The organism is Polaromonas sp. JS666 (assembly GCF_900103405.1).
In the GTDB taxonomy this organism is placed as follows: Bacteria; Pseudomonadota; Gammaproteobacteria; order Burkholderiales; family Burkholderiaceae_C; genus Polaromonas.
On record NZ_FNHX01000002.1, the window covers coordinates 484315 to 507660 of the forward strand.

Here is a 23346-nt window from a genome sequence, read left to right on the forward strand (position 1 = left end):
TGGGGATTCACCGGACCGCACCATGAGCAACGCCTCGCCCTTTGCCATCACCCCGGCCATGCCCGCCGACCGCGCGCTGGAGATCGCGGCCGGCTTCGACCTGCGTGCCCTGCCCGCGGACTTCTATGCCAACCCCTACCCGGTATACGCCGCGCTGAGAGAACACGAGCCCCTACGCCGCATGCCCGACGGCTCCTTCTTCCTGACCCGCCACGCCGACCTGGTGGCCGTCTACCGCGACGCGCAAACCTTCAGCTCCGACAAAAAAGTGGAGTTCGAACCCAAATACGGCGCGGCCTCTGCGCTGTTTGAGCACCACACCACCAGCCTGGTGTTCAACGACCCGCCGCTGCACACCCGCGTGCGCAAGCTCATCATGGGCGCGCTGACGCGTCGCGCGATTGCCGACATGGAGCCCGGCCTTGTGACGCTGGTCGACGGCCTGCTCGACGGCATCGCGGCCAAGGGCGGTGGCGACCTGGTGGAGGACTTCGCCTCGGCCATCCCGGTGGAGATCATCGGCAACTTGCTGGGCGTGCCGCACGCGGACCGCGCGCCGCTGCGCGGCTGGTCGCTGGCGATACTGGGCGCGCTGGAGCCCAAGCTCACGCCGGAGCAGGAGGCTCTGGGCAACCACAGCGTGCGCGAGTTCACGGCCTACCTGCGGGACCTGGTGGCCGACAGGCGCCGCCGCCCGGGCGACCCCGAGCACGACGTGCTGACGCGGTTGATAGGCGGGGAAACGGGTACCGACAAGCTCAGCGAAACCGAGCTGCTGCAAAACTGCGTGTTTATCCTCAACGCCGGCCACGAGACCACCACCAACCTGATAGGCAATGCGCTGGTGGCGCTGCAGGAGCGGCCGGCGGCGCTGGCCGGCCTGCTGCCCCGCATGCAAGCCCTGGCGCATGATGCGCCAGGGCTTGAGGCCTTGCTGGTGCCGGCCGTCGATGAGTTCCTGCGTTTTGAGTCGTCCAACCAGTTCAGCAACCGGCGCGCGCTGGCCGACACCAACATCGGCGGTGTGGACTTGCCGGCGGGCAGCCTGCTGACGCTGTGCATAGGCGCGGCGAATCGCGACCCGGCGCAGTTTGAACGGCCCGACGAGCTGGACCTGGCACGCCAGGACAACCGCCACCTGGCTTTTGGCTTCGGCATCCACCAGTGCGCCGGGCTGAGCCTGGCGCGGCTCGAAGGCCGCATCGCGATCGGCCGTTTTCTTCAGCGTTTTCCGGATTACCGGTTAAGCGCCAGCCCCACGCGCGGCGGCCGTGCGCGCTTCAGGGGCTTTCTGAAGGCGCCATTCTCCGTCGCCTAGCCGGCCTTGATCCAGTGCTGGGGTGCCGCCGCCAGGCCCCGCAACACGGCCTGGGTTGCAGGCGAATGGGGCCGGGTGGGCTGGTCCGGCTGCGCCAGCGAATCGAGCAGGCGCGCGAGGGTTTGCGCCTGCGGCATCAGCGGACCCAGAAAACGTGTGCCGCCCGCGTCAGCGACCAGCAGCGTGGGAAAGGTCTCCACGTCGATGTCGCCGACAAGCTCGGCCTCGTCCTCAATGTCCAGCCAGGCAAAGCGGCTGCCCGGATAACGCGCCGCCATCTGCGCAAAAACTTCGGCGTAGTCGCGGCACAGGCCGCACCAGTCGGCGCACAGGCAAACCACCCATTGCACCGAAGCATCCGGCGGGCTGGAGGATGCCGTGGCCGGCGTTGTGGTGAGATGCATGCGGGGCTTGGGAGGCGGGTTGACTATTATGGCCAGCGCCGCAAAATGGTGGGCGACACGGGGCTATCACGATAGTAGCCCGGCACAGGAGACACACCACCATGAATGCCACGCCCAGCGACGCCGTGCAAGGCGGCACGCCCACCACCCCCATAGATCCGCGCAGCTTCGATTCCTTCGCGAGCTTTTATCCGTTCTACCTGGGCGAGCACCGCAACCCTGTTTGCCGCCGCCTGCATTTTGTGGGCTCAAGCCTCACGCTGCTGTGCTTGGCGGCCCTGGTCACCACGCGCAACCCGTGGTGGCTATTGGCCGGGCTGCTGTGCGGTTACGGCTTCGCCTGGATAGGTCACTTCGGCTTTGAAAAGAACAAGCCCGCGTCCTTCAAGCGGCCGCTTTACAGCTTTATGGGCGACTGGATGATGTACCGCGATATGTGGGTGCAAGCCTTCAAGCGCCTCAAGGGCACTTAAAGGCAGCGTGGGTCGAGGCGGTGGCTAGTGCGGGCCCTGGGGCTGGAAGATGCTGGCCTTGAGCGCCTTCAGGCAGGCCGCGCCGGCGTGCAGCGCGGCTTCATGGGTGGGATAGGGGTGGTCCGAGCCTTCGATACGGACATCGGCGCCGCGCTCGTCGGTGGACAGTTGGGTGACCACCCAGTAGAACAGGCCGGCCGAGGGTTCCTTGACACGGACCGCGAGCGGCCCGGGCTGTAGGGGAAGCGTTGGGGGCATGGCGCTCATAAAGTCCTCCCCAGCTCATTGCTCACGTCCTTGGCGGCGGGGCCGACTTCGGCCACGGCCACGCGCAATTCCAGTTCGCTGCAGGCCAGCGCGGCGACCCAGTAGTTCAAGGAGGCTTCCTGGTTGATGTCGATGGGCTCGTTTTTCAGGGACGCATCGGCGATCGGATAAGCAGGTGGTGTCACGGTTTTCTCCGGCTAGGGTTGAGGGATGCGGGGAATCTTGGCCCGTGCCGCACCTGCGCCTTGTAAGAATCCGACCCGCCCGCTTGAAGTCACGGCCGAACAAAAGCAACGAAACGTGGCTGAGGTGACGAAGGCTTAACAACCTTGACAAAAGGTTGACGCTTTTAAAACCTCTGCTTATTAGCTTCTGCCCGAACCAGGGCGCGCAGGCCTGAGCCTGTTTTGCACCACATTACGCGCCGCCGGCCTCCGTGCAAGGCTCAGGCGCCGGGCTCGCCGTCCACACGTATGCCGAGCTGCTTGATCTTGACGCGCTGCTCCACGGCGTGGCTCCACTGCTCGAAGTCTTCGTTGGTAGGCGCGGGGCCGCTGCCGGTCTGGTAGGCCCACATCTTGGCGGTCAGCTTGTCATAAATCTGCTTGGCATCGCGCTGCGCCTGCCGCTCCTGGGCAATGGCGCCGTCAAGCTTTTCCCGGGCGTTGGTTTTTGCTGGCATCTTTCTGTGCATTGAAAAACAAGGGGGTTTGATTTTGTTACGGCGCCTTGTCGCGAACAAGAATTCCCCTGGCGGTTTATCGGTTTTTTGGGGTAAGTGCTTTACAGCGCGTCACGCAGCCGCAACTCGGGCCAGCGGGCTTTTCGCCACAGGCCCTGCACCGCCTCGGCCTTGTCGAGCAGCAGCTCCTGCATCAGCGGCTCCAGGGGCGTGGCATCGGGGTCGGCCAGCAGCAGGAAGCGGGCCTCGTCCTCGCCCTCCGATTCGTTGAGCTGGCCCACCCAATCCAGCGCCACCAGGGTTTCCAGCACCGGCTCGAGTTGCAGGCCATCCACCTGGAGCCGCTCGGCCAGCTGCGAGGCGCTCAGGCCTTTTCGCGGCGTCGACAGCGCCTTGTGCAGCTGCTGAAGCACTTCGACGGCAAGCTGGAAGTACCAGCCGTGCGCGCTGCCGCGGCGCGCCACGCCGGCCAGCAGGCTGGGCAGGTAGGCGGCGATCACCGCGCCCATCAGCACGATGACCCAGGAGACATAAATCCACACCAGCAGGATAGGCAGGGTCGCGAAGGCGCCATAGACCAGCGAATAAGTGGGCACCGCGCCCAGGTAAAGGCTGAGCGCGCGCTTGGCGACCTCGATGCCGGCTGCGACAAACAGCCCCCCCGCCCAGGCATGCGACCATTTCACAAAGGTGTTGGGCACATAGCGGTACATCGCCGCCATGCCGCCGGCCACCAGGAAAAACTGCAGGACGCTGAGCAGGAAACGCAGGCTGACCGGCAAGGCGCCCACCAGGCCGCCCGAGGCCGACAGCACATAGGAGGTGACCGCCAGGCTGGCCGCCAGCAGGAGCGGCCCCAGCGTGATGGCGGCCCAATAGATCAGCACCCGCTGGGCCAGCGATCGCGCCTTCTTGACGCGCCAGATGCCGTTCAGGGTGCGGTCTATGGTGAGGATGAGCGCGATGGCCGTGACCAGCAGCACGGCCAGGCCGGCAATGCCCAGCTTGTTGGCCTGGCGGCTGAACTGCGTGAGGTAGCCCAGCACCTGGCGCGCGATGTTGTCGGGAATCAGGCTCTGCACCAGCCAGGCCTGCAGCGCGCCCTGCAGCTTCGAAAACATCGGGAAGGCCGTGAAAATCGCCAGCGCCACGGTGAAAAAGGGCACGAGCGCGATCGAGGTGGTGAAGGTCAGGCTGCTGGCCGTCAGGCCCATGTGGTCTTCGCGGAAACGGTCGCGCAGGGTCAGCGCGGTGCCGCGCCACGGGAAGCGCGACAGGTCGGCCAGGAGGTCCTGCAGGTATTGCTGGAATTTCATCCCCGGTATCATGCCATTGACATTTGGATTTCCATGAACAAAACAGAGCAAATAGACCTTACCCGCCGCCTGGCGCTGGCCAGCCTGCTGGGCCTCATCGTGCTGGGCCTGGCCTGGGAAATGTGGCTGGCGCCCATACGGCCGGGCGGCTCGCTGCTGGCGCTCAAGGTGCTGCCGCTGTGCATACCGCTGGCCGGTGTCCTGAAAAACCGCATGTACACCTACCGCTGGCTCAGCCTGCTGGTGTGGCTGTATTTCACCGAGGGCGTGGTGCGGGCCTGGAGCGACCGCGCGCCGGGCAACTACCTGGCCCTCATTGAAGTCGTGCTGTGCCTGGCGCTGTTCGCGGCCTGCGCGCTGCATGTGCGCGTGCGCCTGAAAAATACCCCGGCCCCCTCAACCCCCTAACCTGAAACCGAACACCGTGAGCACGCACAACCCCCTGATCGAATCCCTGCGCCAGATCGTCGGCGCCACCAACGTCCTGACCGACGGCGACCTGACGCCCTGGGTGCAGGACTGGCGCAAGCGCGAAACCGGCAAAGCCCTGGCCGTGGTGCGTCCCGGCTCCACCCAGGAAGTCGCGGCCGTGGTGAAAGCCTGCGTAGCGGCGCGCGTGAGCATCGTGCCGCAAGGCGGCAATACCGGCATGGTGGTGGGGTCCACACCGGACGCCAGCGGCACGCAGGTCGTGCTGAGCCTCACGCGCATGAACAAGGTGCGCACGCTGGACGCCGGCAACCTGACCATCACGGTGGATGCCGGCTGCGTGCTACAAAACCTGCAGGAAGCCTGCGAAAAAGCCGGTTTCCTGTTTCCCCTGAGCCTGGCCTCGGAGGGGAGCTGCACCATAGGCGGCAATCTGGGCACCAACGCCGGCGGCACCCAGGTCGTGCGCTACGGCAACACGCGTGACCTCTGCCTGGGGCTGGAAGTCGTCAACGCGCAAGGTGAAATCTGGGACGGCCTCACGGGCCTGCGCAAGGACAACACCGGCTACGACCTGCGCCACCTGTTCATAGGCAGCGAAGGCACGCTGGGCGTGATCACCGGCGCGACCATGAAGCTCTACCCCATGCCCAAGTCCCAGCTCACCGCCTTTGCCGCCGTGCCCTCGCTGGAGGCCGCCGTGCAGTTGCTGGGCCTGGCGCATGAACACCTGGGCTCGGGCCTGACCGGTTTTGAGGTCATGGGCCAGTTCGCGCTGGGCCTGGTGGCCAAACATTTCCCGCAGCAGCGCGTGCCCTTCTGGCAGGAACATGCCTGGTGCGTGGTGCTGGAGAACTCGGACAACGAATCGGAAGCCCACGCGCGTGAATGCTTCGAGCGCCTGCTCGAGGCCGCCATGGAGGCCGGCTGCGTGGCCGATGCCGTGGTCGCCGAGAGCATGGCGCAGGCCCACGCGCTGTGGCACATCCGTGAAAGCATCCCGATGGCGCAGGCCGAGGAGGGCCTGAACATCAAACACGACATCTCGATCAATGTGTCGCGCATTCCCGAGTTCGTGGCTGAAACCAATGCACTGCTGCTGCAGCGCTTTCCGGGCGCGCGCATGGTCGTCTACGGCCACTTGGGCGACGGCAACCTGCATTACAACGTGCAGGCGCCGGAGAACGAAGACCAGGCGCGTTTCCTGAACGAAAAAGAGCATCCCATGAATGCCCTGGTCTACGAGGCGGTAGACCGCTACCGGGGCTCCATCTCGGCCGAGCACGGTGTCGGCAGCCTCAAGGTCGACACGCTGCCCAAGCACAAATCGCCCGTGGCGCTGGACATGATGCGCGCCATCAAGCAAGGCCTGGATCCGCTGAACCTGATGAACCCGGGCCGGGTGCTGAAGGCATAATTAAAGGCCTTTCCCGGCCGCCTTTGCGCCGGCCGCAGCATACCCCCCCGACTCAAGCCGACTGGTTTCCAATGACCCGCCCCATACGCTCCCAATACGAAGATTTCATGCGCCATGTGGACACCCACGGCGTCTTCAAGGCCGACCGCACCGGCACCGGCACCAAAAGCGTGTTCGGCCACCAGATGCGCTTTGACCTGAACGAGGGCTTTCCGCTGGTGACCACCAAGAAGGTGCACCTCAAATCCATCGTCCATGAGCTGCTGTGGTTTTTGCAGGGCTCCAGCGACAACAACTGGCTCAAGGAACGCGGCGTCACCATCTGGGACGAATGGGCGCGGCCGGACGGCGACCTGGGCCCGGTTTACGGCGTGCAGTGGCGCAGCTGGCCCACGCCCGACGGCGGCCACATCGACCAGATCAGCGAAGTCATCAAGACGCTCAAGACCAACCCCGATTCGCGGCGCATCATCGTGAGCGCCTGGAACGTGGCCGACCTCTCCAAGATGGCGCTGATGCCCTGCCACGCGTTTTTCCAGTTCTATGTGGCACCCTCCGAGGTGCAGGGCCAGCCCGGCAAGCTGAGCTGCCAGCTCTACCAGCGCAGCGCCGACATCTTCCTGGGCGTGCCCTTCAACATCGCGAGCTACGCCTTGTTGACACATATGGTGGCGCAGCAGTGCGACCTGGGCGTGGGCGACTTCATCTGGACCGGCGGCGACTGCCACATCTACAGCAACCACCATGAGCAGGTCGCGCTGCAACTGAGCCGCCAGCCCTTCCCCTACCCGACGCTGCGGATCAAGCGCACGCCTGAATCGATTTTCGACTACCAGTTTGAGGATTTCGAGTTCCTGGATTACCAGCATCACGAGGCGATCAAAGCGCCGGTGGCGGTCTAGAACACGAAAGCCGCGCATGACACGCATCCACATGATCTTCGCCCGCGCCGCCAACGGCGTGATAGGCCGCGACAACACCATCCCCTGGCGCCTGCCGGAAGACATGGCGCGCCTCAAACGCCTGACCACCGGCTGGCCGGTCATCATGGGCCGCAAGACCTGGGATTCGCTCCCACCCAAATTCCGCCCCCTGCCGGGCCGCGCCAACATCGTCATCACGCGCCAGGCCGGCTGGAAGGAAGCCGGCGCCGAGACCGCGGCAAGCCTGCCCGACGCGCTGGCGCTGTGCGCGGCTTCCGAAGAGGTGTGGATCCTGGGCGGCGCGCAAATTTACGCGCAGGCGATGCCGCTGGCACACCGCATCGAAGTCACGGAGATTGCGGAAAATATCGAAGGCGACGCCTTCGCGCCGACGTTGGGCCCCGAATGGCGGCAAACGGCGCGTGAGGACCATGTGTCGGCCACGGGGATGAAGTTCAGCTTCATCACCTACGAAAAATAAACCATCCACAACCCACAACAACATGAGAGGGAATTGATATGTCAGGAGGCGGATTTCACGTGCACGGGCCCCACGACCATGAGCTTGAGCACGCGGCCCAGGGCGGCCACGGCGGTCATGAAAGCGGCGGCGGCATGATCGCGCAGATCGCGGTGATCACGGCCATCATCGCGACCGTGGGTGCCATCTTTGCCTACATGGGCGGCGCCACGCAGGCCAATGCGGGCCTGTACAAAAACAACGCGGCCATCAAGAAGACCGAGGCCTCCAACCAGTGGAATTACTTCCAGGCCAAAAGCACCAAGCAGTCACTGGCCGAGCTGGCCCGCGACCTGGCGCCCGAAGACAAAAAAGCCGGCTACCAGGCCAAGGTGGACCGCTACGAAAAAGAAAAAAACGAGATCAAGGTGATCGCCGAGAAGCTCGAAGCCGAATCCGCCGTCTGGGACAAATCCTCGGATGAGCAGATCCACCAGCACCACCGCTGGGCGCAGGCCACCACGGTGCTGCAGGTGGCGATCGCCCTGGCGGCCATCGCGCTGCTGACGCGCAAAAAATGGCTGGAATACGGCATGTTCGCCGTGGCCGGCGTGGGCCTGGTGGTGGGTGTGCTGGCCGTACTACACATCTGATCACCGCCAATACCCTTTTCCGGGGCTGGAGCATGAAACCATGAAGATCTCAACCTGGAACGTCAATTCGCTGACCGCGCGGCTGGCGCATGTGCTGGACTGGCTGGCCGCCAATCCCGTCGACGTGCTGTGCCTGCAGGAACTCAAGATGACGGACGACAAGTTCCCGCTGGAGGCGCTCAAGGCCGCGGGTTATGAAGCCGCCGCCTTCGGCCAGAAGACCTACAACGGTGTGGCCATCCTGTCGCGCACGCCGATGCGCGAGGTGGTGAAAAACATTGTCGGCTTTGAAGACGAACATTCGCGCGTCATCGCCGCCACGGTGGACGGCCCCGCGGGGCCTGTGCGCGTGATGAACGGTTACTTCGTCAACGGCCAGGAGCCCGGCAGCGAAAAGTTCGCCTACAAGATGCGCTGGCTGGACGGCCTGCAGGCCTATGTGCGCGCCGAGATGGCGGCCCACCCGCAATTGGTGCTGCTGGGCGACTTCAACATCGCGCCGGAAGACCAGGACTCCTTCGACCCGGAAGGACTCAGGGACACCATCCACCACACCAAGGAAGAGCGCGAACATTTCCGCCAGCTGCTGGCGCTGGGCCTGACCGACAGCTTTCGCATGTTCGAGCAAGCGCCCAAAAGCTATTCATGGTGGGACTACCGCATGTTGGGCTACCAGAAGAACCGGGGCCTGCGCATAGACCATATCCTGGTCAGCGAGGCACTGAAGCCGCAAGTGAAGGGCTGCAGCATAGACCGCGTGCCGCGCAAATGGGAAAAGCCCAGCGACCATGCGCCTGTGACAGTGGAACTGAACAGCTAAACACCCCCGTCCGGACTCACTTCGTGTAGTCCGTTCCCCCCTCAAGGGGGCGGCGCCTGGGGCCGGCAAAGCCGGACCCTCGGCCCCCACTGGTGAAGACCCCAGCACTGGTTACGCCAATGAACTCTTAAACCCAGCCGGGGCCGCGGAACCGGCTTTGCCGGGCCGCAGGCGCAGCGGCCCCCTCGGGGGGCAGGGAGCTACACGCAGTGAGCGACCGTGGGGGCCATCTACTCCAGATGGAGCTCCTGAATCTTCCGCGTGATGGTGTTCCGGCCTATGCCCAGCTTCTGGGCGGCCTCGATGCGGCGCCCGCGCGTATTGGCCAGCGCGGTCTGGATGAGCTTGGATTCAAAGCGGCGCGTGAGCACGTCCCACACATCGCTGCGACCGGTGGCCAGCAGGGCCAGGGCTTCGGCTTCAAGGCCGCTTTCCCAGTTCTGCCCCACGCCGGCCACGACCGGCAGGGCCGCCTCGGGCGCGGGCCCCGGCAAAACCTTGTCGCTGCTTGCCGCCCATTCGGTACGGACAGCGTCCGATTTTTCAGCCGCGGCAAGAGGTTTTCCAGGCTCGGGAATCATGCCCAGCACTTCCGGAGGCAGGTCCTTGGGCTCTATCACCTGGGCCGGTGCCATGACGGTCAGCCAGTGGCAAATGTTCTCGAGCTGGCGCACGTTGCCGGGAAAACCGAAATTGCTCAGCAGCTGCAGGGCCGTGTCGGAAATCCGCTTGGGCTCGACGCCCAGTTGCTTGGCGCTTTGCTGCAGGAAATGGCGCGTCAGCATGAAGACGTCTTCGCGCCGCTCGCGCAGCGCAGGCAGGCGCAAACGGATCACGTTGAGGCGGTGGAACAAGTCCTCGCGAAAGCCGCCTTCCTTGACGCGCTGCTCCAGGTCCTGGTGGGTGGCGGCGATCACGCGCACATTGGCCTTGACGGCGTTGTGCCCGCCGACGCGGTAGAAATGGCCGTCGCTGAGCACACGCAGCAGGCGCGTCTGCAGGTCAAAGGGCATGTCGCCGATTTCGTCAAGGAACAGCGTGCCGCCTTCGGCCTGCTCGAAGCGGCCGCGCCGCATGGTCTGCGCGCCGGTGAAGGCGCCGCGTTCATGGCCGAAAAGTTCGCTCTCGAGCAGATCCTTCGGGATCGCCGCGGTATTGATCGCGACAAAAGGCCCGCTGGCGCGCGGCGAGTGTTTGTGCAGCGCGCGCGCCACCAGCTCCTTGCCGGAGCCCGATTCGCCGGTGATCATCACCGTCACCATGCTCTGGCTCAGGCGCCCGATGGCGCGGAACACGTCCTGCATGGCCGGCGCCTGGCCCAGCATTTCGGGCGCGGAAGCCATGCGCTCCTCGGCCACCTCTTCGCGCTGGCTTTCTTCCACCGCGCGGCGAATCAGCTCGACCGCCTTGGGCAGGTCAAACGGCTTGGGCAGGTATTCAAAAGCTCCACCCTGGAAGGCAGAGACCGCGCTGTCCAGGTCGGAGAAGGCCGTCATGATGATGACCGGCAGGCCGGGCAGCTTTTCCTTGACCTTTTCCAGCAAGTCCAGGCCGGAGCCGCCCGGCATGCGGATGTCGCTCACCAGGATTTGCGGGCCGTCCTCTTCGGTTGCGTTCTCCAGCGCGGCAAGCACTTCGCGGGGGCTGGTGAAACTGCGCGTGGGAAGGTCCTCGCGAAGCAGGGCCTTTTCCAGAACAAACCGGATGGACTGGTCATCATCAACGATCCAGATCGGTTTCATGTATGCAGTCCCTTTTGTCATGCTTTCAGCGCGTGGCCCTTCTGGGGAGCCTCCGCGCGGATCGCGTTATGTATCAATCATGCGGTGGACAGCTTTCAAGGTAGCGGTATGAGCAGCTTGAAATCCGTACGGCCCGGCACACTGTCGCACTCGATCAAACCGTGGTGTTGCTGCACAAAGGTTTGCGCCAATGTCAGCCCCAGCCCCGAACCGCCCTCGCGCCCCGAGACCAGGGGATAGAAGATGCGGTCTTTGATGGAGTCCGGCACACCCGGTCCATTGTCGATAACATGCAATTCCAGTGCCAAGCGATAGCGCTGCTTGCCAAAAGTTACCTGCCTGGCGATTCTGGTCCTGAAAGTGATCTGCGCCTTGCCCGCCGCGATGAGTTCGGCGAGCGCCTGCGCGGCGTTGTGGGCGATGTTCAGCACCGCCTGGATCAGCTGCTCGCGGTCGCCGCGGAAGTCGGGGATGGAGATGTCGTAATCCCGCGTGACCTTCAGGCCTTTGGGAAACTCCGCCAGGATCAGCGAGCGCACGCGCTCACACACCTCGTGGATATTCACGTCACCCACCAGGTGCGGGCGGCGGTGCGGCGCCAGCAGGCGGTCGACCAGGGTCTGCAGCCGGTCCGCCTCATGGATGATGACCTGGGTGTATTCGGTCAGGTCCTTGCCGATTTCCATCTGCAGCAGCTGGGCCGCGCCGCGAATCCCGCCCAGCGGGTTCTTGATTTCATGGGCGAGGTTGCGTATCAGTTCCTTGTTGGCCTGCGCCTGGTCGATGAGGCGCTCTTCCCGCTCCTGTTTGGCCTGCTGCTCCAGCGGTAGCAGCTCCACGATGGCTTCGCCCGGGGTGTCGGTTTGCGCCACCACCACGTGGACCGGCAGCGGCTCATGGTTCAGACGCCGGAGCCAGGCGTCGTAGCGCAGGGCGGCGAATTCATTGCTGCCGGCGCCTTCGAGCGCGTTTTGCAGGATCAGCGGCTCGGTGAAACAGTCGGGGAGCTGCGAGCCTTCGATGGTTCGCCGGGAGGTGCCCAGCGCGTCTTCGAGCGCGGCGTTGGCAAACACCACGGTGCCATCGGTGCGCACGACAGCCACCAGCGTGGCCAGCAGGTCGAAGGCCTGGAAACGGGGAAGCCCCGAAACCGGGGCTGAGGAGGATGGGGTGCGGATGGAGGGCTTGTTCAAGCCATCCATTTTCACCCAGAAGCGGGCCTTGCGCGCTTAATTAAGGGCGGGAGCGGCGACCGAAGGAAGCCGGGATATCTCGCGCTTGAGGCCGGCGATGTCGCTCTGGTTGCGGGCGATGTTTTCCTTGAGTTCGGCCACACGGTCCAGGTAGCGCTGGTAGTTGCGGCCCTCAATGCCCTGCTTCTCGGGTTCACCGTTGTTGTACTCTTTTTGCTGCTCGGCCAGTTTGGCTTCGGCTTTTTTCAGTTCGGCTTCCAGGATGGCGCGTGAATCGCTGTCGCGGGCACGCTGCTCGGGACTGCCGTCGGTGCGCGGTCCACCCGCGGCCGCCACGCGGACCGCGGGCTTGGGCGTGGTGCTCACCGGCGTGCTCGCCACAACCGTGACATTGCCGCCCGAGACCAGCTTGCAGCTGCGCGTCTGCGCCTCTTTGGCGTTGTTGATGTATTCAGGCGTGGAGCCCCCGAGGCCGGCACAGCGGTAAACCTGCTGCGCCCATGCGACATTTCCCGCGCTGGCCAGCAGCAGGGACAAGGCAGAAAGCAAAAAGGTGTTTTTCATGGAGAACTCCCAATGCCGGTAGGGCAAGGACGGTCTATCAGTATGCGGCAAAGGGGGGAAAATACAAAGCCAGCACACCTACAAGTGCCGGGGGCAATAAAAAAGGACGGCATATGCCGTCCTTTTTTGGCCACAGACTGTAAATAAAAACAGTGGGCGGCTACGCTGCTTACAGCGAGTAGTACATGTCGTACTCGACCGGGTGCGGTGCCATGCGGAAACGCGTGACTTCGCCCATCTTGAGCTCGATGTAGGCGTCGAGCATGGAGTCGGTGAACACGCCGCCCTTGGTCAGGAAGCCGCGGTCCTTGTCCAGGTAGTCCAGCGCCTGGTCCAGGCTGTGGCACACGGTCGGGACTTTTGCGTCCTCTTCCGGCGGCAGGTGGTACAGGTCCTTGGTGGCGGCTTCGCCCGGATGGATCTTGTTTTCCACGCCGTCCAGACCGGCCATCATCAGGGCCGAGAAGGCCAGGTAAGGGTTGGCCGATGGATCAGGGAAGCGCGCCTCGATGCGGCGGCCCTTGGGGTTCGCCACGAACGGAATGCGGATCGAGGCCGAGCGGTTGCGCGAGCTGTAAGCCAGCTTCACCGGGGCTTCGAAGCCGGGCACCAGGCGCTTGTAGCTGTTGGTGCCGGGGTTGGTGATCGCGTTCAGGGCACGGGCGTGCTTGATGATGCCGCCGATGTAGTGCAGCGCGAAGTCGGACAGGCCTGCGTAGCCGTCGCCGGCGAACAGGTTCTTGCCGTCCTTCCAGATCGACTGGTGCACGTGCATGCCCGAGCCGTTGTCGCCAGCGTAAGGCTTGGGCATGAAGGTGGCGGTCTTGCCGTAGGCGTTGGCCACGTTCCAGACCACGTACTTCAGGACCTGGGTCCAGTCGGCGCGCTGGACCAGCGTGCTGAACTTGGTACCGATTTCGTTCTGGCCGGCGCCCGCCACTTCGTGGTGGAACACTTCGACCGGGATGCCCAGCGATTCAAGGATCAGGGCCATTTCGGCGCGCATGTCCTGCGTGCTGTCGACCGGGGGCACGGGGAAGTAGCCGCCCTTGACGGTGGGACGGTGGCCGCGGTTGCCGCCTTCGAGCTGCTTGCCGCTGTTCCAGGGGGCTTCGTATTCGTCGATGGCGAACATGACGTTGCCGGGCTCGTTGCTCCAGCGCACGCCGTCGAAGATGAAGAATTCGGGTTCGGGACCGAAGTAGGCGGTGTCGCCCAGGCCGGAAGCCTTGAGGTAGGCTTCGGCGCGCTGCGCGATGGAGCGCGGGTCACGGTCATAGGCCTTGCCGTCGCTGGGCTCGACCACGACGCACTGCAGGAACAGCGTGGTTTCTTCGAAGAAGGGGTCGATGTTGGCCGTGTTCGGGTCGGGCATGAGTTGCATGTCCGAAGCCTCGATGCCCTTCCAACCGGCGATGGACGATCCGTCGAAAGCGTGGCCCGACGTGAATTTGTCTTCGTCAAAATGGGACACGGGCACGGTCACGTGCTGCTCTTTGCCCCGGGTGTCGGTGAAACGGAAGTCAACGAACTTGACTTCGTTTTCCTTGACCATTTTCATGACGTCTGCGACGGTCTTTGCCATCAAAATCTCCTGTGCTGGATGGGTGGTTGAAAAATTGTCTTCGGGCTCTTGAATGCACTTTTTGTGCCAAAGCCATTGGCCGTTCGCTTTCCTGCCAAGCCTCGGATTGTGCCGTCATCTGGCCTCGGTTCCAGCCCCGCGGAGGCTGAAAAGAGAAAAAACACTGCCTGGTAACGCATGCACAATTAGAGTGCATCACCATAAATGCACTGATTTAGTGCGAAAAATCAACGCACCAATTCAGGGCCGAATTTGAGGTCGAATTTGTGCAGCCCGGCCAGCATGGCCGGGTAGGCCAGGTTGACCGCCTCGGGCGCGCCTTTGACGCCCAGCTCGATATGGCGGCCGTATTCGGGGTGGTCCACGCTGGGCAGGCTGAAGACCTTGACGCCGGCGTGCGCCGCCTCAATCGCGAGCATCAGCGGCGTGAGCATGGCTTCCATGGACCCAAAAATGATCACCGATTTTTCGGTGTAAGGCGACTTTTGGTGCAGGTCGGCATACAGCGTGTCGAGCGCCCATTCGATCATCGGCCAGGCCATGACCGGAAACCCGGGCACGAAGTGGACCGCGCCCTGCCCCGCGCGGCAGGTAAAGCCGGGGATCTTGTTGTAGGGGTTGGGAATGATCTCCGCACCCACCGGAAACACCCCCATGTTCAGGCGGTGGATGTTGTCGTCGCGGTCGGGCTCATAGGGCGTGCCCTGCTCCTTGGCCACGTCGGCCATGCGTTCGAGGATCAGGGTTTTGGCCGTGGGATGCAAGGCCAGTTCGGCCCCCAGCGCCTTGGCCGCGCACTGCCGGGTGTGGTCGTCGGGCGTGGCGCCTATGCCGCCGCAGGAAAACACCACGTCGCCGTTTTCGCGGGCCGCCGCGAAAGCGCGCGCCAGCGTGGCGGTGATACGCGCCGGGTCGTCGCCCACGTAGTCGGCATAGGCCAGTTGCAGGCCTCGCGCGCCCAGCAGTTCTATGGTTTTGGGCAGGTGTTTGTCGGCGCGTTTGCCCGAGAGGATTTCATCGCCGACGATGATGAGGCCGAAGTGAGGGGTCATGTTGTGGAGGGTTCAAGGCAGGGGTAAGTCGGGCTTGCCGCCCAGAGAGCCGAAGCTGGGCGCCGGCCCGGGCAGGGCCTCGGGCGCCAATTCGGCCGCCGTTGTCGCGACCTCGGCCTGGACCAGCGGGTCGGGAGCCAGCGCATTGTTTCGTTTGCGAAGCTGCTCCAGCGCGGCCAAGGTGTAGTGGGCAAACCAGAGCGAAGAAAAAGCGAACACCAGGGTGTAGATCCAGATGGCCACCGGCACCAGCAGCGGCGCCATGGCGACGAACATGGCGCCTGAGGCCCAGATCAGGCTGGGCGCGGCGCCCAGGTAGCCGCTGAGCACGCCTATGGCCAGCAGCGGCATGCGGTGTTCCTTGAAAATCTGCCGCCGCTCCTCGCTGCTCGCGTGGTCGACCATGGCGTCGTAGGACATCACGCGGTAGGTCAACCAGCCCCAGATCAGCGGCGGCAGCACCAGGATCAAGGGTGGGATCAGCCACAGGGGAATCGACACGACCAGCGCCAGGACCGCGAGCAGTGTCGAGCCCAGCGACCAGAACAGGCTGGCCAGCATGGAGCCGCCCAGCTTGCGCTCGAGCTGGGGAAAGCGCCGCTCGGCCACCAGCGACACCATGGCCGGCGTCATGAGTATGGCCACAAACAGCAGCGAAACAATCACGATCACGGGAATGGCCAGGAACAGCAGCAGCGCGGGTGCCAGCACCATGCGCAGGCTGCTCAGCCCCAGCGTTTCGAGCCAGCGCACCAGGCTGTTGACGAGCTCGTAGTTGCTGATCTGGGAGCGGATGGCCTCGACCGCGTCGTTCCAGAAAAAATAGCCCAGCCCGAGCGAAATCGCGACCATGATGACCAGGGGCAGCACCGACAGGGCAATGACCCGCGGGTGCAGGCAGTACATCGCGGCACGCCAAAAAGCATCAAGAAGTTTGCTCATAAACCGAGGATACCCCGACTCGGCGACAGGCAGATGGCAGGCTCAGGCTTTACCGAAGAGGCGCTTCAGGCCAATCCATTGTTGCGACCAGAAACCTTTGCCGTAGTCGCGGTTGGCCTCCACCTGGTCGCGAACGCCTGTGGGGTCGTAACGCTGCTCAAAATTGGCGGTGCCGAACAGCACATCCCACCACGGCAGCAGCACGCCGAAGTTATGCCCGCCCAGGACGGTGCGCTGGGCCTTCACGGTCTCGTGCCCTATGCCTATGCTGTGGTGCAGCCGGTGAAAGCGCGGGCTCACCCACAAGCGCTCGCCGATGCGGCCGAACCAGATGCGCACATTGGCATGCTGGAAGCTTTCGCTGAGCTGGGTGAAGGCCACGATGGCGATGAACTGGCCGGGCGGCACGCCTATGAGTTGGGCCACCACTACCACGATGGAGTCAACGAGGATGTCGTCGAGCAGGTGGTTGCGGTTGTCGCTCCACATGGTCATTTGCCGCTGCGCATGGTGCAGCGAATGCAGGCGCCACCACCACTCGATCTGGTGCTGGCCGCGGTGCGTCCAGTAAGCCACGAAGTCGAACACCACCAGGTAAATCAGCAGGCTGACCACCGCATGGTCGGTGACGCCGGGCCAGAGCTGGTCGAGGTGGAAGGTACCGTAGCCGGCGGTGCGCAGCGCGCCGAAGGCTTCGTCGAACCACGGGTCCAGCGTGAAGAACAGCGCGATACGGAACAGGCCCAGCCGGTGGATCAGTGTGTACAGCACGTCGGTGCGTATGGTGGCGCGGTCGGTGACCGGCTCCACCGGCCGCCAGCGCTGCAGCGGGCCGACGAGGGCCAGCAGGATCAGCACCTGGATCACGCCCACCATGAACCAGGCGGTGGCGTCGTAGCCGTCTTCGAGCAGGTTGCCCATGCCCAGCGCGAACATGGCCGGCTGCACGGCGGCCTCGAACAGCCATTGCTGCGCCGCCGAAAAAAGATCGCTGAACCCGTCCATGCCGTTTATTTTGCAGGCTTGGCCGGGGCCGGGCCGGACTGCGCCTCAATCCAGTCCTTGTACTGGGGATGCTCGCGCAGGGTCTTGAAGCAAAAGCCGCGCGACTGCAGGCCGGTGATCAAGGGCTCCAGCACCTTGGGCGCCCAGGGGTCCTTGCGCGACCAGATGCCCAGGTGCGCCAGCAGGATGTCGCCGGAGCGCAAGTCGCGCAGCGCCTTCTTGAGTAAAAAATCGTTGGGATATTTTTCGCTGGCCAGTTCGTCGCCCAGGAAACCCGCGGGCGACCAGCCCACATGCTCATACCCACAGGACTTGGCGGCGGCCAGCAGCGCAGGCGAAGTCTTGCCGCCCGGCGCCCTGAAAAGCGGCAGCGTTTTTTTGCCGGTGATGGCTTCCAAGCGTTTGGCCGACTTGCCGATTTCTTCGCAGTACTGCGCGGCCGTCCAGGTCAGGTCCTTGCCTTCCGACGGGCCCGCGGAGGGTCGCATCTTGAAGCGGGGAGGCTCACCACCCGCCACCGGCAGGTCGCCGCGCCAGTACACATGGTCCCAGGTGTGGGAGGCGAACTCATGGCCTTCGGCGGCCCGCGCCTTCCACCACGGAGCCCACTGCGCGCCCAGGCTGCCGTCGCCGGTCTGCGTGCGCTCGTTGGCAGCAAAAAACGTGACCTTGACCTGATGCTTGTTGAGCACCTCGGCCATCATCGGCGCGACGGCCATGTGGCCGGTGTCCAGCGTCAGGTAGACGGGTTTGCAGGGCGCGGCCGCCTGGGCGGGGTGCATACCGACCGCCGCCAGGGCGGCGGCAAGCAGCGCAGCCGCCAGGGCCGGCCTACCTCGGCGAATGGTCGAGCGTCCAGACGCCATGCGGGCTCTTTCCAACATTGACCTGGCGCACCACCTTGCGGGTCGCCACGTCGATCACGGTAAGCTTGCGCGCCCAGCGCGAGGTCACCAGGATCTGCTTGCCGTCGCGACTCACGTCTATGCAATCGGGGCCTCCCGGCGCGGGATAGTTGTCGACCACTTCCAGGGTTTGCAGGTCTATACGGCTGATGGTGTTGGCCACACGGTTGCTGACCAGGATATGGCGCTTGTCGCCGAAGGCGCGAAAGGCATGGGCGCCGGCGCCGGTCTTGATGGACTTGGTGCGCTGCGGCTGGGCGCCGCTCACGTCATAGACCTCAACGGCATCGCCGCCGGTCAAACCGACCAGCATGAATTTGTCGTCGGCTGTGCCGTAGACGTCGGCCGGGATGGAGCCGGTCTTGGTGCGCCACTTGACGGCCTGCGTCGCCAGGTCGATGGCGATCAGCTCATCGCTGTCCTGCATGGTGGAGTAGATCGTGGTGCTTTTGCTGTCTATCCACAAATGGCTGGGCGTCTTGCCGGTGGGCACGCGCTTGGCCAGCGTGATGTCCTTGCCGTCCCATTTGTAAATGTCGATGTGGTTCAGGCGGTTGGCGGCCGTGACGAACCATTTCATGTCGGGCGAAAAACGCAGCTGGTAAGGATCCAGGATGCCGCGCACCGTGCGCTGCACTTCGGCGGTTTTCGGGTCGATAAAGGTCAGCGAATCCGAGAGCGCATTGGCCACGATCACCGATTTTTCGTCGGGCGTGAGGTAAAGGTGGTGCGGCTGCTTGCCGGTGGCGATGCGCCGGGTCTCGGTCCAGGTGGCCGGGTTGATCACGCTGACGGTGTCGTCCAGCGAGTTGAGCACAAAGACGGGTGTAGTGATTCCGGAAGCCGCCGGCGGCGCCGCCGTCTGGGCGGCGGCAGGGAAACTCGTCAGGGCGGCAAGGGCGCACAGCCAGGCGGCTGCAAAACGGGCGGGAACATTCACAAAAACGGTCTTTCTAGGTGCAACCGGTTAGTGTACCGGGCGCCGGCGGGGTTCCCATCCCAAAAGGCCCGGAATCCCTGAATCGCCGGCATCCCTTACGATGCGGCGATGAACGTGACCGAGATGCTGGAGATCAACGGCATGCGCCTGGAACTCAGGCGCATCGCCGGGCAGCCCGACTTGGCCCCGATTGTTTTCCTGCACGAAGGCCTGGGTTCGGTCGCCTTGTGGACGCAGCGCGGGCTGGACTGGCCGCAGGCCGTCTGCGCGGCGACAGGCCGGGCCGGCATCGTCTATTCACGGCGCGGCTACGGTAATTCCGCGCCCGTGCCCGGCGTGCGCGGTAGCGGCCGCTTGCAGCCCGACTACATGCACGGTGAAGCCTGGGAGGTGCTGCCCGCCCTGCTGCAGGCCCTGGACATCAGCCGGCCTGTGCTGCTGGGCCATTCCGACGGCGCCACCATCGCCCTGCTCCACGCCAGCCGCCATCCGGTGTCGGCCTGCATCGCCATGGCGCCGCATGTGCTGGTGGAAGACATTGCCGTGCAGGCCATCACCGAAGCCCGTACGGCGTTTGAGTCAGGGGGATTGCGCGATCGCCTGGCGCGCTACCACGCCGACGTCGACGCGGCCTTCTGGCAATGGAACGACATCTGGCTGTCCGATGCCTTTCGCCGCTTCGACATCCGCGAAGAATGCAGCCGCATCACGACGCCGCTGTTGCTCATCCAGGGCCTGGACGACGAGTACGGCACGATGCGCCAGCTCGACGAAATCGCACGGGTGGCGCCCCATGCCCGGCAACTGCGGCTGGCGGCCTGCGGGCATTCACCCCAGCGCGACCAGCCCGGCCAGACCGTGGAAGCGATTACCGATTTCCTGAAGACCGTGAGCTGAAGCTCAGGCCTCTTTGATCTCGATGTGATAGGTCGCCCAGGGGCACCAGGCGAAGCGCGCCGACACCGGCTTGGCCGCCATCTCGGGAAAACGGTCCGCGTCATACACGGCCCACAGCGGCCCTAGCCCGCCCAGCGACAAAGGCTGGCCGTCCATGTGGGTGGCGACGATAAAGCGGTATTTGCCGAGCTCGGCGGCCGTCACCTGGGCCGCGTAACCGTCCACCGCGCGCACAAACACCGTGGTCTTGTCGGTGAGCTTCACGCCGCTGGCCTTGAGCACATCGGCCAGCAGCGGGCCTTTGAGCGTGTGCGGCTTGTTGTCGTATTCCAGCGTCGGCTTGATGGTGACGGCCGGCAGCGCAGCCAGGGTGGCGAAATCAAAGGCCTGCGCCTTGTCGAACTTGATCTTCTGCTTGGCCATCATCTGGTCCAGCGCCGGATCGAGGGCGCCGCGGTTGCCAGCGCCTATCAGCCCGCTGACGGTCAGCACCGTCGGGCCTTTTTGCGCCTTGGGCGCCAGCTGGGCCTGCGCCAGTCCTGGCAACGCGGCAGCACCCAAGGCCGCCACACCCATAAATTTGCGTTTGTCCATGGATTTCTCTCCCTTTGTTTGCAAGCTTTACACGCACCGGCGACGGAGTTTCCGTCTAAAAAATCACACTTAGTCACTAATCAAGCGAAATGCCGTGATAAATCTCAAGACAAAGTAGGCAAATAGTCGCATATTGTAAGTACCCGTAACAACCAGGAGTTTGTCATGTACAGAAACTCGGAATGGTCACCGGCGGAGCAGCCCCACATGGAGCACATCGCCGAATGGTACAGCCTGTGGTCACGATGGGTAAACCGGGGGAAACGCCGCATTCCTCAACACTGGCCCCTGCATGCCCGGGTTCTGATGAACAGCGAGGAACTGCGGGTCTGGCACTGGATGATCAACACCTTTGACGACCACCATGTGCTGGTCAAGATGCCGGTGACCCGCTTCACCCGGCCCAATGCCAATGAAAACAGCCTCTACTGGTATGAAATGCTCCAGAACACCACCTGCACGTTTTCGGTCTGCGCCAGCGACGGCCATGTGGTCGGCTGCGTCGACGTGCCCAAGTCATTCGGCCTGTCCCGCAAAGCCAGAAACCTGAAAAGCAATTTGCTGGCCCAATGCGGCATTTGTTACGTGGTGCTCAACCCTTCCATGCTGCCGGACCAGGATGCACTCCGCAACGAATTCCTCGGTGAAGAAGCCACCAAAAACCGGCACCTCAAGCGTGAGGAAGCAGCCCTTGAAACCGCGCGACTCAGCCTGAAACACACGCTGGCACAACAGCGCCAGATACGCACGCTCATGGACCAGGAACACACCAGCAGCATGCCCGGCCACTGGCACGACTCCTTCCTCATACAGTCCAACACCCGCCCGGCCGAATTGCGCTAGGCCTGGTCGGCGCTCAGCCCGCGATGCGCGCCAGGTCCTGCGCCGTCAGCCAGCGCCATCCACCGGCCTTGAGGTCGGCCGGCAAATCCAGCGAGCCTATGCGCGAACGGTGCAGGCCACCCACCTCTTCCACCCGGTTGCCCACGGCGGCGATCATGCGCTTGACTTGGTGGTATTTGCCTTCGGTCAGCGTCAGGCTCAGCTGGTGCTCGCCGGTTTTTTCGCAGGCCGCGGCCCGCACCGGCCTGGGGTCGTCGTCCAGCACCACGCCGGCCAGCAGTTTGGCCACCTGCTTGTCGTCCACCGGGTGCTTGGCGCGCACCTCGTAGACCTTGGGCACATGGTGCTTGGGCGAACTCATGCGGTGGATGAACTTGCCGTCGTCCGACAGCAGCAGCAGGCCGGTCGTGTCCTGGTCCAGCCGGCCGACCGCCTGCACACCGGCCGCCGCACCGCCGCCGCGCTGGCGTATCGGCGCCGGCAGCAGCGTATAGATGCTCGGATAGGCGCTGGGTTTTTGTGAACACTCATAGCCCGCGGGCTTATGCAGCATCAGATAGGCTTTTTCATGGTATTCCCAGTCCGTGCCCTGCACCGTGAAGCGCAGGCCTTCGGTGGGCTCGAATTCGGCGGTCGGGTCGTCGCAAGGCGCGCCCGCCACCGCCACATAGCCCTGCTGGACCAGCCCCGCGCACACGCGCCGTGTGCCAAAGCCCTGGGAGAAGAGGATTTCCTGAAGTTGCATGCTTGCCATGGGGGTATTGTCGCCGCGGGCGCAAAACGGCCGGCCAGCCGCCGAACGCCCATGAAAAAGCCCGGCGGATAAAGGCCGGGCTTCCGTGAAGTGGTGGAGCTGGGGGGATTTGAACCCCCGTCCGCAAGCCTTGTTCGGGCAGATCTACATGTTTAGCGGTCTGATTTGGGTCTCGCCACCTGTGTCGCGCAGTCGCACGCTACACAGGACGCCAGCACCCTATTTTCTCGCCCCGGGTTAAGGTACCCAGCCCGGAGCCAGCCGATGAAATTATCTTTACAGCCGGGAGCGTTTAACTTGCGCTAAACACCCCTTGCCCAGCCCATCGGCCTGCTGTTGTAAAGCTCACTGGCAATTAAGCAGCGAGTGCGAAACGTTCGTCGTTTGCAGTTAGTTTGTTTGAATCTGTTTTACGAGCACACTCAGCTCGACATGCACCACACCGCGTCCGAACCCACGTCGAAACCAATGCAGCCCCAGGAGGCCTAGTTTACGCCATTCGCAGCAAATTCAAGAGGGCACAGGGCGCGGCGATGGTCGCGTCGGCATTCCAGCCCCCGGTGTCGGCGGTTTTGCCGAGGTAGCCGTAGGCGGCGGCCACCGTGGGCATGCCCGCGGCCCGGCCCGCGACGATGTCGCGCTCGTCGTCACCGACATAAATACAGCGGCCGGGCACCACGTCGAGCTGCCGCGCCGCCTCGAGCAAGGGTGCCGGGTGCGGTTTGGAATGCGGTGTGGTGTCGCCGCTCACAATGGTCTGGGCGGTGTCGAAGAGCGACATGGCCTTGGTCAGCGGGATGGTAAAACGGGCTGATTTGTTGGTCACCACGCCCCATTTGAAGCCGGCCTGGCCGATCCGGGCAATCAGTTCGGCCACACCGTCAAACACCGTGGTGTGCTCCGTCATGCGCGACTCATAGTTGCGAAAAAACTCTTCCTTGAGCTCGGGAAAGCGGGCATCGTCCGGTGTAAGACCAAAGGCCACGGCAATCATGCCGCGCGCACCCGCGCCCGCCATGGGGCGGTACAGCGCCAGCGGAAGCGATGCCAGCCCCCGGTCGGTGCGCATTTTGTCGGCCGCGGCGCCCAGATCGGGCGCGCTGTCTATCAGGGTGCCGTCCAGGTCGAACAGCACGGCAGCAATGTCTTTGAACATGTCGGGGGTGAA

General features: G+C 64.1%; 27 protein-coding genes and 1 other RNA gene. 10 read left to right on the plus strand and 18 right to left on the minus strand.

The window, feature by feature from the left end:
- Nucleotides 1-22: 22 nt before the first annotated feature.
- A complete protein-coding gene (locus tag BLQ85_RS06660) occupies nt 23-1318 on the plus strand; it encodes a cytochrome P450 (RefSeq protein ID WP_074575535.1) in 1296 nt (431 codons plus the stop codon).
- Here the strand turns inward: BLQ85_RS06660 and BLQ85_RS06665 are convergent.
- Complete coding sequence (locus BLQ85_RS06665; protein WP_074575536.1) at nt 1315-1722, minus strand: thioredoxin family protein; 408 nt, start codon at nt 1720-1722, stop codon at nt 1315-1317. The two genes, BLQ85_RS06660 and BLQ85_RS06665, sit on opposite strands and share 4 nt — an antisense overlap.
- A gap of 101 nt (nt 1723-1823) precedes the next feature.
- On the opposite strand from BLQ85_RS06665, the gene BLQ85_RS06670 reads away from it, so the two are divergent.
- Entirely contained in the window at nt 1824-2195 is a 372-nt protein-coding gene (locus BLQ85_RS06670) for an Mpo1-like protein (protein WP_074575537.1), read from the plus strand.
- A gap of 24 nt (nt 2196-2219) precedes the next feature.
- Here the strand turns inward: BLQ85_RS06670 and BLQ85_RS06675 are convergent, their stop codons facing one another.
- The 4 genes from BLQ85_RS06675 to BLQ85_RS06690 all read right to left on the minus strand — a co-directional run bounded on the left by BLQ85_RS06675 (nt 2220) and on the right by BLQ85_RS06690 (nt 4460).
- On the minus strand, nt 2220-2462 hold the full coding sequence (locus BLQ85_RS06675) for a hypothetical protein (protein WP_074575538.1): 243 nt from the start codon (nt 2460-2462) through the stop codon (nt 2220-2222).
- Nucleotides 2459-2647: a DUF3606 domain-containing protein gene (locus BLQ85_RS06680; RefSeq protein ID WP_074575539.1), complete on the minus strand. Its 189-nt coding sequence runs from the start codon at nt 2645-2647 to the stop codon at nt 2459-2461. Before BLQ85_RS06680 ends, BLQ85_RS06675 begins: the two co-directional genes overlap by 4 nt.
- A gap of 260 nt (nt 2648-2907) precedes the next feature.
- Nucleotides 2908-3144, minus strand: a complete 237-nt coding sequence (locus BLQ85_RS06685; RefSeq protein ID WP_254779727.1) for a hypothetical protein — start codon at nt 3142-3144, stop codon at nt 2908-2910.
- Between the two features lie 101 nt (nt 3145-3245).
- Nucleotides 3246-4460, minus strand: a complete 1215-nt coding sequence (locus BLQ85_RS06690) for a YihY family inner membrane protein (RefSeq protein ID WP_074575541.1) — start codon at nt 4458-4460, stop codon at nt 3246-3248.
- Between the two features lie 33 nt (nt 4461-4493).
- Here BLQ85_RS06690 and BLQ85_RS06695 point away from each other — a divergent pair, with 33 nt between their 5' ends.
- From BLQ85_RS06695 to xth, 6 genes are all read left to right on the plus strand, one after another.
- Nucleotides 4494-4868, plus strand: coding sequence for a DUF2069 domain-containing protein (locus tag BLQ85_RS06695; RefSeq protein WP_074575542.1), 375 nt, complete (start codon nt 4494-4496; stop codon nt 4866-4868).
- Nucleotides 4869-4884: 16 nt separating this feature from the next.
- Complete coding sequence (locus tag BLQ85_RS06700; RefSeq protein ID WP_083336764.1) at nt 4885-6306, plus strand: FAD-binding oxidoreductase; 1422 nt, start codon at nt 4885-4887, stop codon at nt 6304-6306.
- A 71-nt stretch (nt 6307-6377) separates the two neighbouring features.
- On the plus strand, nt 6378-7208 hold the full coding sequence (locus BLQ85_RS06705; RefSeq protein ID WP_074575544.1) for a thymidylate synthase: 831 nt from the start codon (nt 6378-6380) through the stop codon (nt 7206-7208).
- A gap of 16 nt (nt 7209-7224) precedes the next feature.
- Entirely contained in the window at nt 7225-7710 is a 486-nt protein-coding gene (locus BLQ85_RS06710; RefSeq protein WP_074575545.1) for a dihydrofolate reductase, read from the plus strand.
- 38 nt (nt 7711-7748) lie between these two features.
- Nucleotides 7749-8342 (plus strand): DUF4337 domain-containing protein, encoded by a 594-nt coding sequence (locus BLQ85_RS06715; protein ID WP_074575546.1) that lies wholly within the window; start codon nt 7749-7751, stop codon nt 8340-8342.
- 40 nt (nt 8343-8382) lie between these two features.
- Complete coding sequence (xth, locus tag BLQ85_RS06720) at nt 8383-9162, plus strand: exodeoxyribonuclease III (protein ID WP_074575547.1); 780 nt, start codon at nt 8383-8385, stop codon at nt 9160-9162.
- Nucleotides 9163-9392: 230 nt separating this feature from the next.
- Here xth and ntrC read toward each other — a convergent pair whose 3' ends face one another.
- The 9 genes from ntrC to BLQ85_RS06765 all read right to left on the minus strand — a co-directional run bounded on the left by ntrC (nt 9393) and on the right by BLQ85_RS06765 (nt 19090).
- Entirely contained in the window at nt 9393-10904 is a 1512-nt protein-coding gene (gene ntrC / locus BLQ85_RS06725) for a nitrogen regulation protein NR(I) (protein WP_074575548.1), read from the minus strand.
- 95 nt (nt 10905-10999) lie between these two features.
- Entirely contained in the window at nt 11000-12106 is a 1107-nt protein-coding gene (gene glnL, locus BLQ85_RS06730) for a nitrogen regulation protein NR(II) (protein WP_074575549.1), read from the minus strand.
- A gap of 27 nt (nt 12107-12133) precedes the next feature.
- Nucleotides 12134-12661, minus strand: coding sequence for a hypothetical protein (locus BLQ85_RS06735; protein WP_074575550.1), 528 nt, complete (start codon nt 12659-12661; stop codon nt 12134-12136).
- A 169-nt stretch (nt 12662-12830) separates the two neighbouring features.
- Nucleotides 12831-14246, minus strand: coding sequence for a type I glutamate--ammonia ligase (gene glnA / locus BLQ85_RS06740; RefSeq protein ID WP_007869429.1), 1416 nt, complete (start codon nt 14244-14246; stop codon nt 12831-12833).
- Between the two features lie 227 nt (nt 14247-14473).
- A complete protein-coding gene (locus tag BLQ85_RS06745) occupies nt 14474-15298 on the minus strand; it encodes a competence/damage-inducible protein A (RefSeq protein ID WP_074575551.1) in 825 nt (274 codons plus the stop codon).
- A gap of 12 nt (nt 15299-15310) precedes the next feature.
- Nucleotides 15311-16240 carry an EI24 domain-containing protein gene (locus BLQ85_RS06750; RefSeq protein WP_074575552.1) on the minus strand — a complete coding sequence of 310 codons (930 nt, stop codon included), beginning with the start codon at nt 16238-16240 and terminating at the stop codon, nt 15311-15313.
- A gap of 42 nt (nt 16241-16282) precedes the next feature.
- A complete protein-coding gene (locus BLQ85_RS06755; RefSeq protein WP_074575553.1) occupies nt 16283-17245 on the minus strand; it encodes a sterol desaturase family protein in 963 nt (320 codons plus the stop codon).
- 5 nt (nt 17246-17250) lie between these two features.
- The gene (locus BLQ85_RS06760) at nt 17251-18111 is read right to left on the minus strand and encodes a polysaccharide deacetylase family protein (protein WP_074575554.1); all 861 of its coding nucleotides are present in this window, start codon (nt 18109-18111) and stop codon (nt 17251-17253) included.
- The gene (locus BLQ85_RS06765) at nt 18077-19090 is read right to left on the minus strand and encodes a YVTN family beta-propeller repeat protein (RefSeq protein ID WP_074575555.1); all 1014 of its coding nucleotides are present in this window, start codon (nt 19088-19090) and stop codon (nt 18077-18079) included. The genes BLQ85_RS06760 and BLQ85_RS06765 overlap by 35 nt, the downstream gene beginning before the upstream one ends.
- A 108-nt stretch (nt 19091-19198) precedes the next feature.
- Between BLQ85_RS06765 and BLQ85_RS06770 the strand changes: the two genes are divergently transcribed.
- Nucleotides 19199-19987 carry an alpha/beta fold hydrolase gene (locus BLQ85_RS06770; RefSeq protein ID WP_074575556.1) on the plus strand — a complete coding sequence of 263 codons (789 nt, stop codon included), beginning with the start codon at nt 19199-19201 and terminating at the stop codon, nt 19985-19987.
- A gap of 3 nt (nt 19988-19990) precedes the next feature.
- On the opposite strand, the gene BLQ85_RS06775 is transcribed toward BLQ85_RS06770, so the two are convergent.
- Nucleotides 19991-20581, minus strand: coding sequence for a putative pterin-binding protein (locus tag BLQ85_RS06775; RefSeq protein ID WP_074575557.1), 591 nt, complete (start codon nt 20579-20581; stop codon nt 19991-19993).
- 306 nt (nt 20582-20887) lie between these two features.
- Between BLQ85_RS06775 and BLQ85_RS06780 the strand changes: the two genes are divergently transcribed.
- On the plus strand, nt 20888-21424 hold the full coding sequence (locus BLQ85_RS06780; RefSeq protein WP_254779729.1) for a hypothetical protein: 537 nt from the start codon (nt 20888-20890) through the stop codon (nt 21422-21424).
- Nucleotides 21425-21437: 13 nt separating this feature from the next.
- Here BLQ85_RS06780 and BLQ85_RS06785 read toward each other — a convergent pair whose 3' ends face one another.
- From BLQ85_RS06785 to gph, 3 genes are all read right to left on the minus strand, one after another.
- Complete coding sequence (locus BLQ85_RS06785; protein ID WP_074575559.1) at nt 21438-22169, minus strand: pseudouridine synthase; 732 nt, start codon at nt 22167-22169, stop codon at nt 21438-21440.
- Nucleotides 22170-22269: 100 nt separating this feature from the next.
- Nucleotides 22270-22656, minus strand: a transfer-messenger RNA (tmRNA) gene (gene ssrA, locus BLQ85_RS06790).
- A gap of 12 nt (nt 22657-22668) precedes the next feature.
- Nucleotides 22669-23334 (minus strand): phosphoglycolate phosphatase, encoded by a 666-nt coding sequence (gph, locus tag BLQ85_RS06795; RefSeq protein ID WP_074575560.1) that lies wholly within the window; start codon nt 23332-23334, stop codon nt 22669-22671.
- Nucleotides 23335-23346 lie beyond the last annotated feature (12 nt).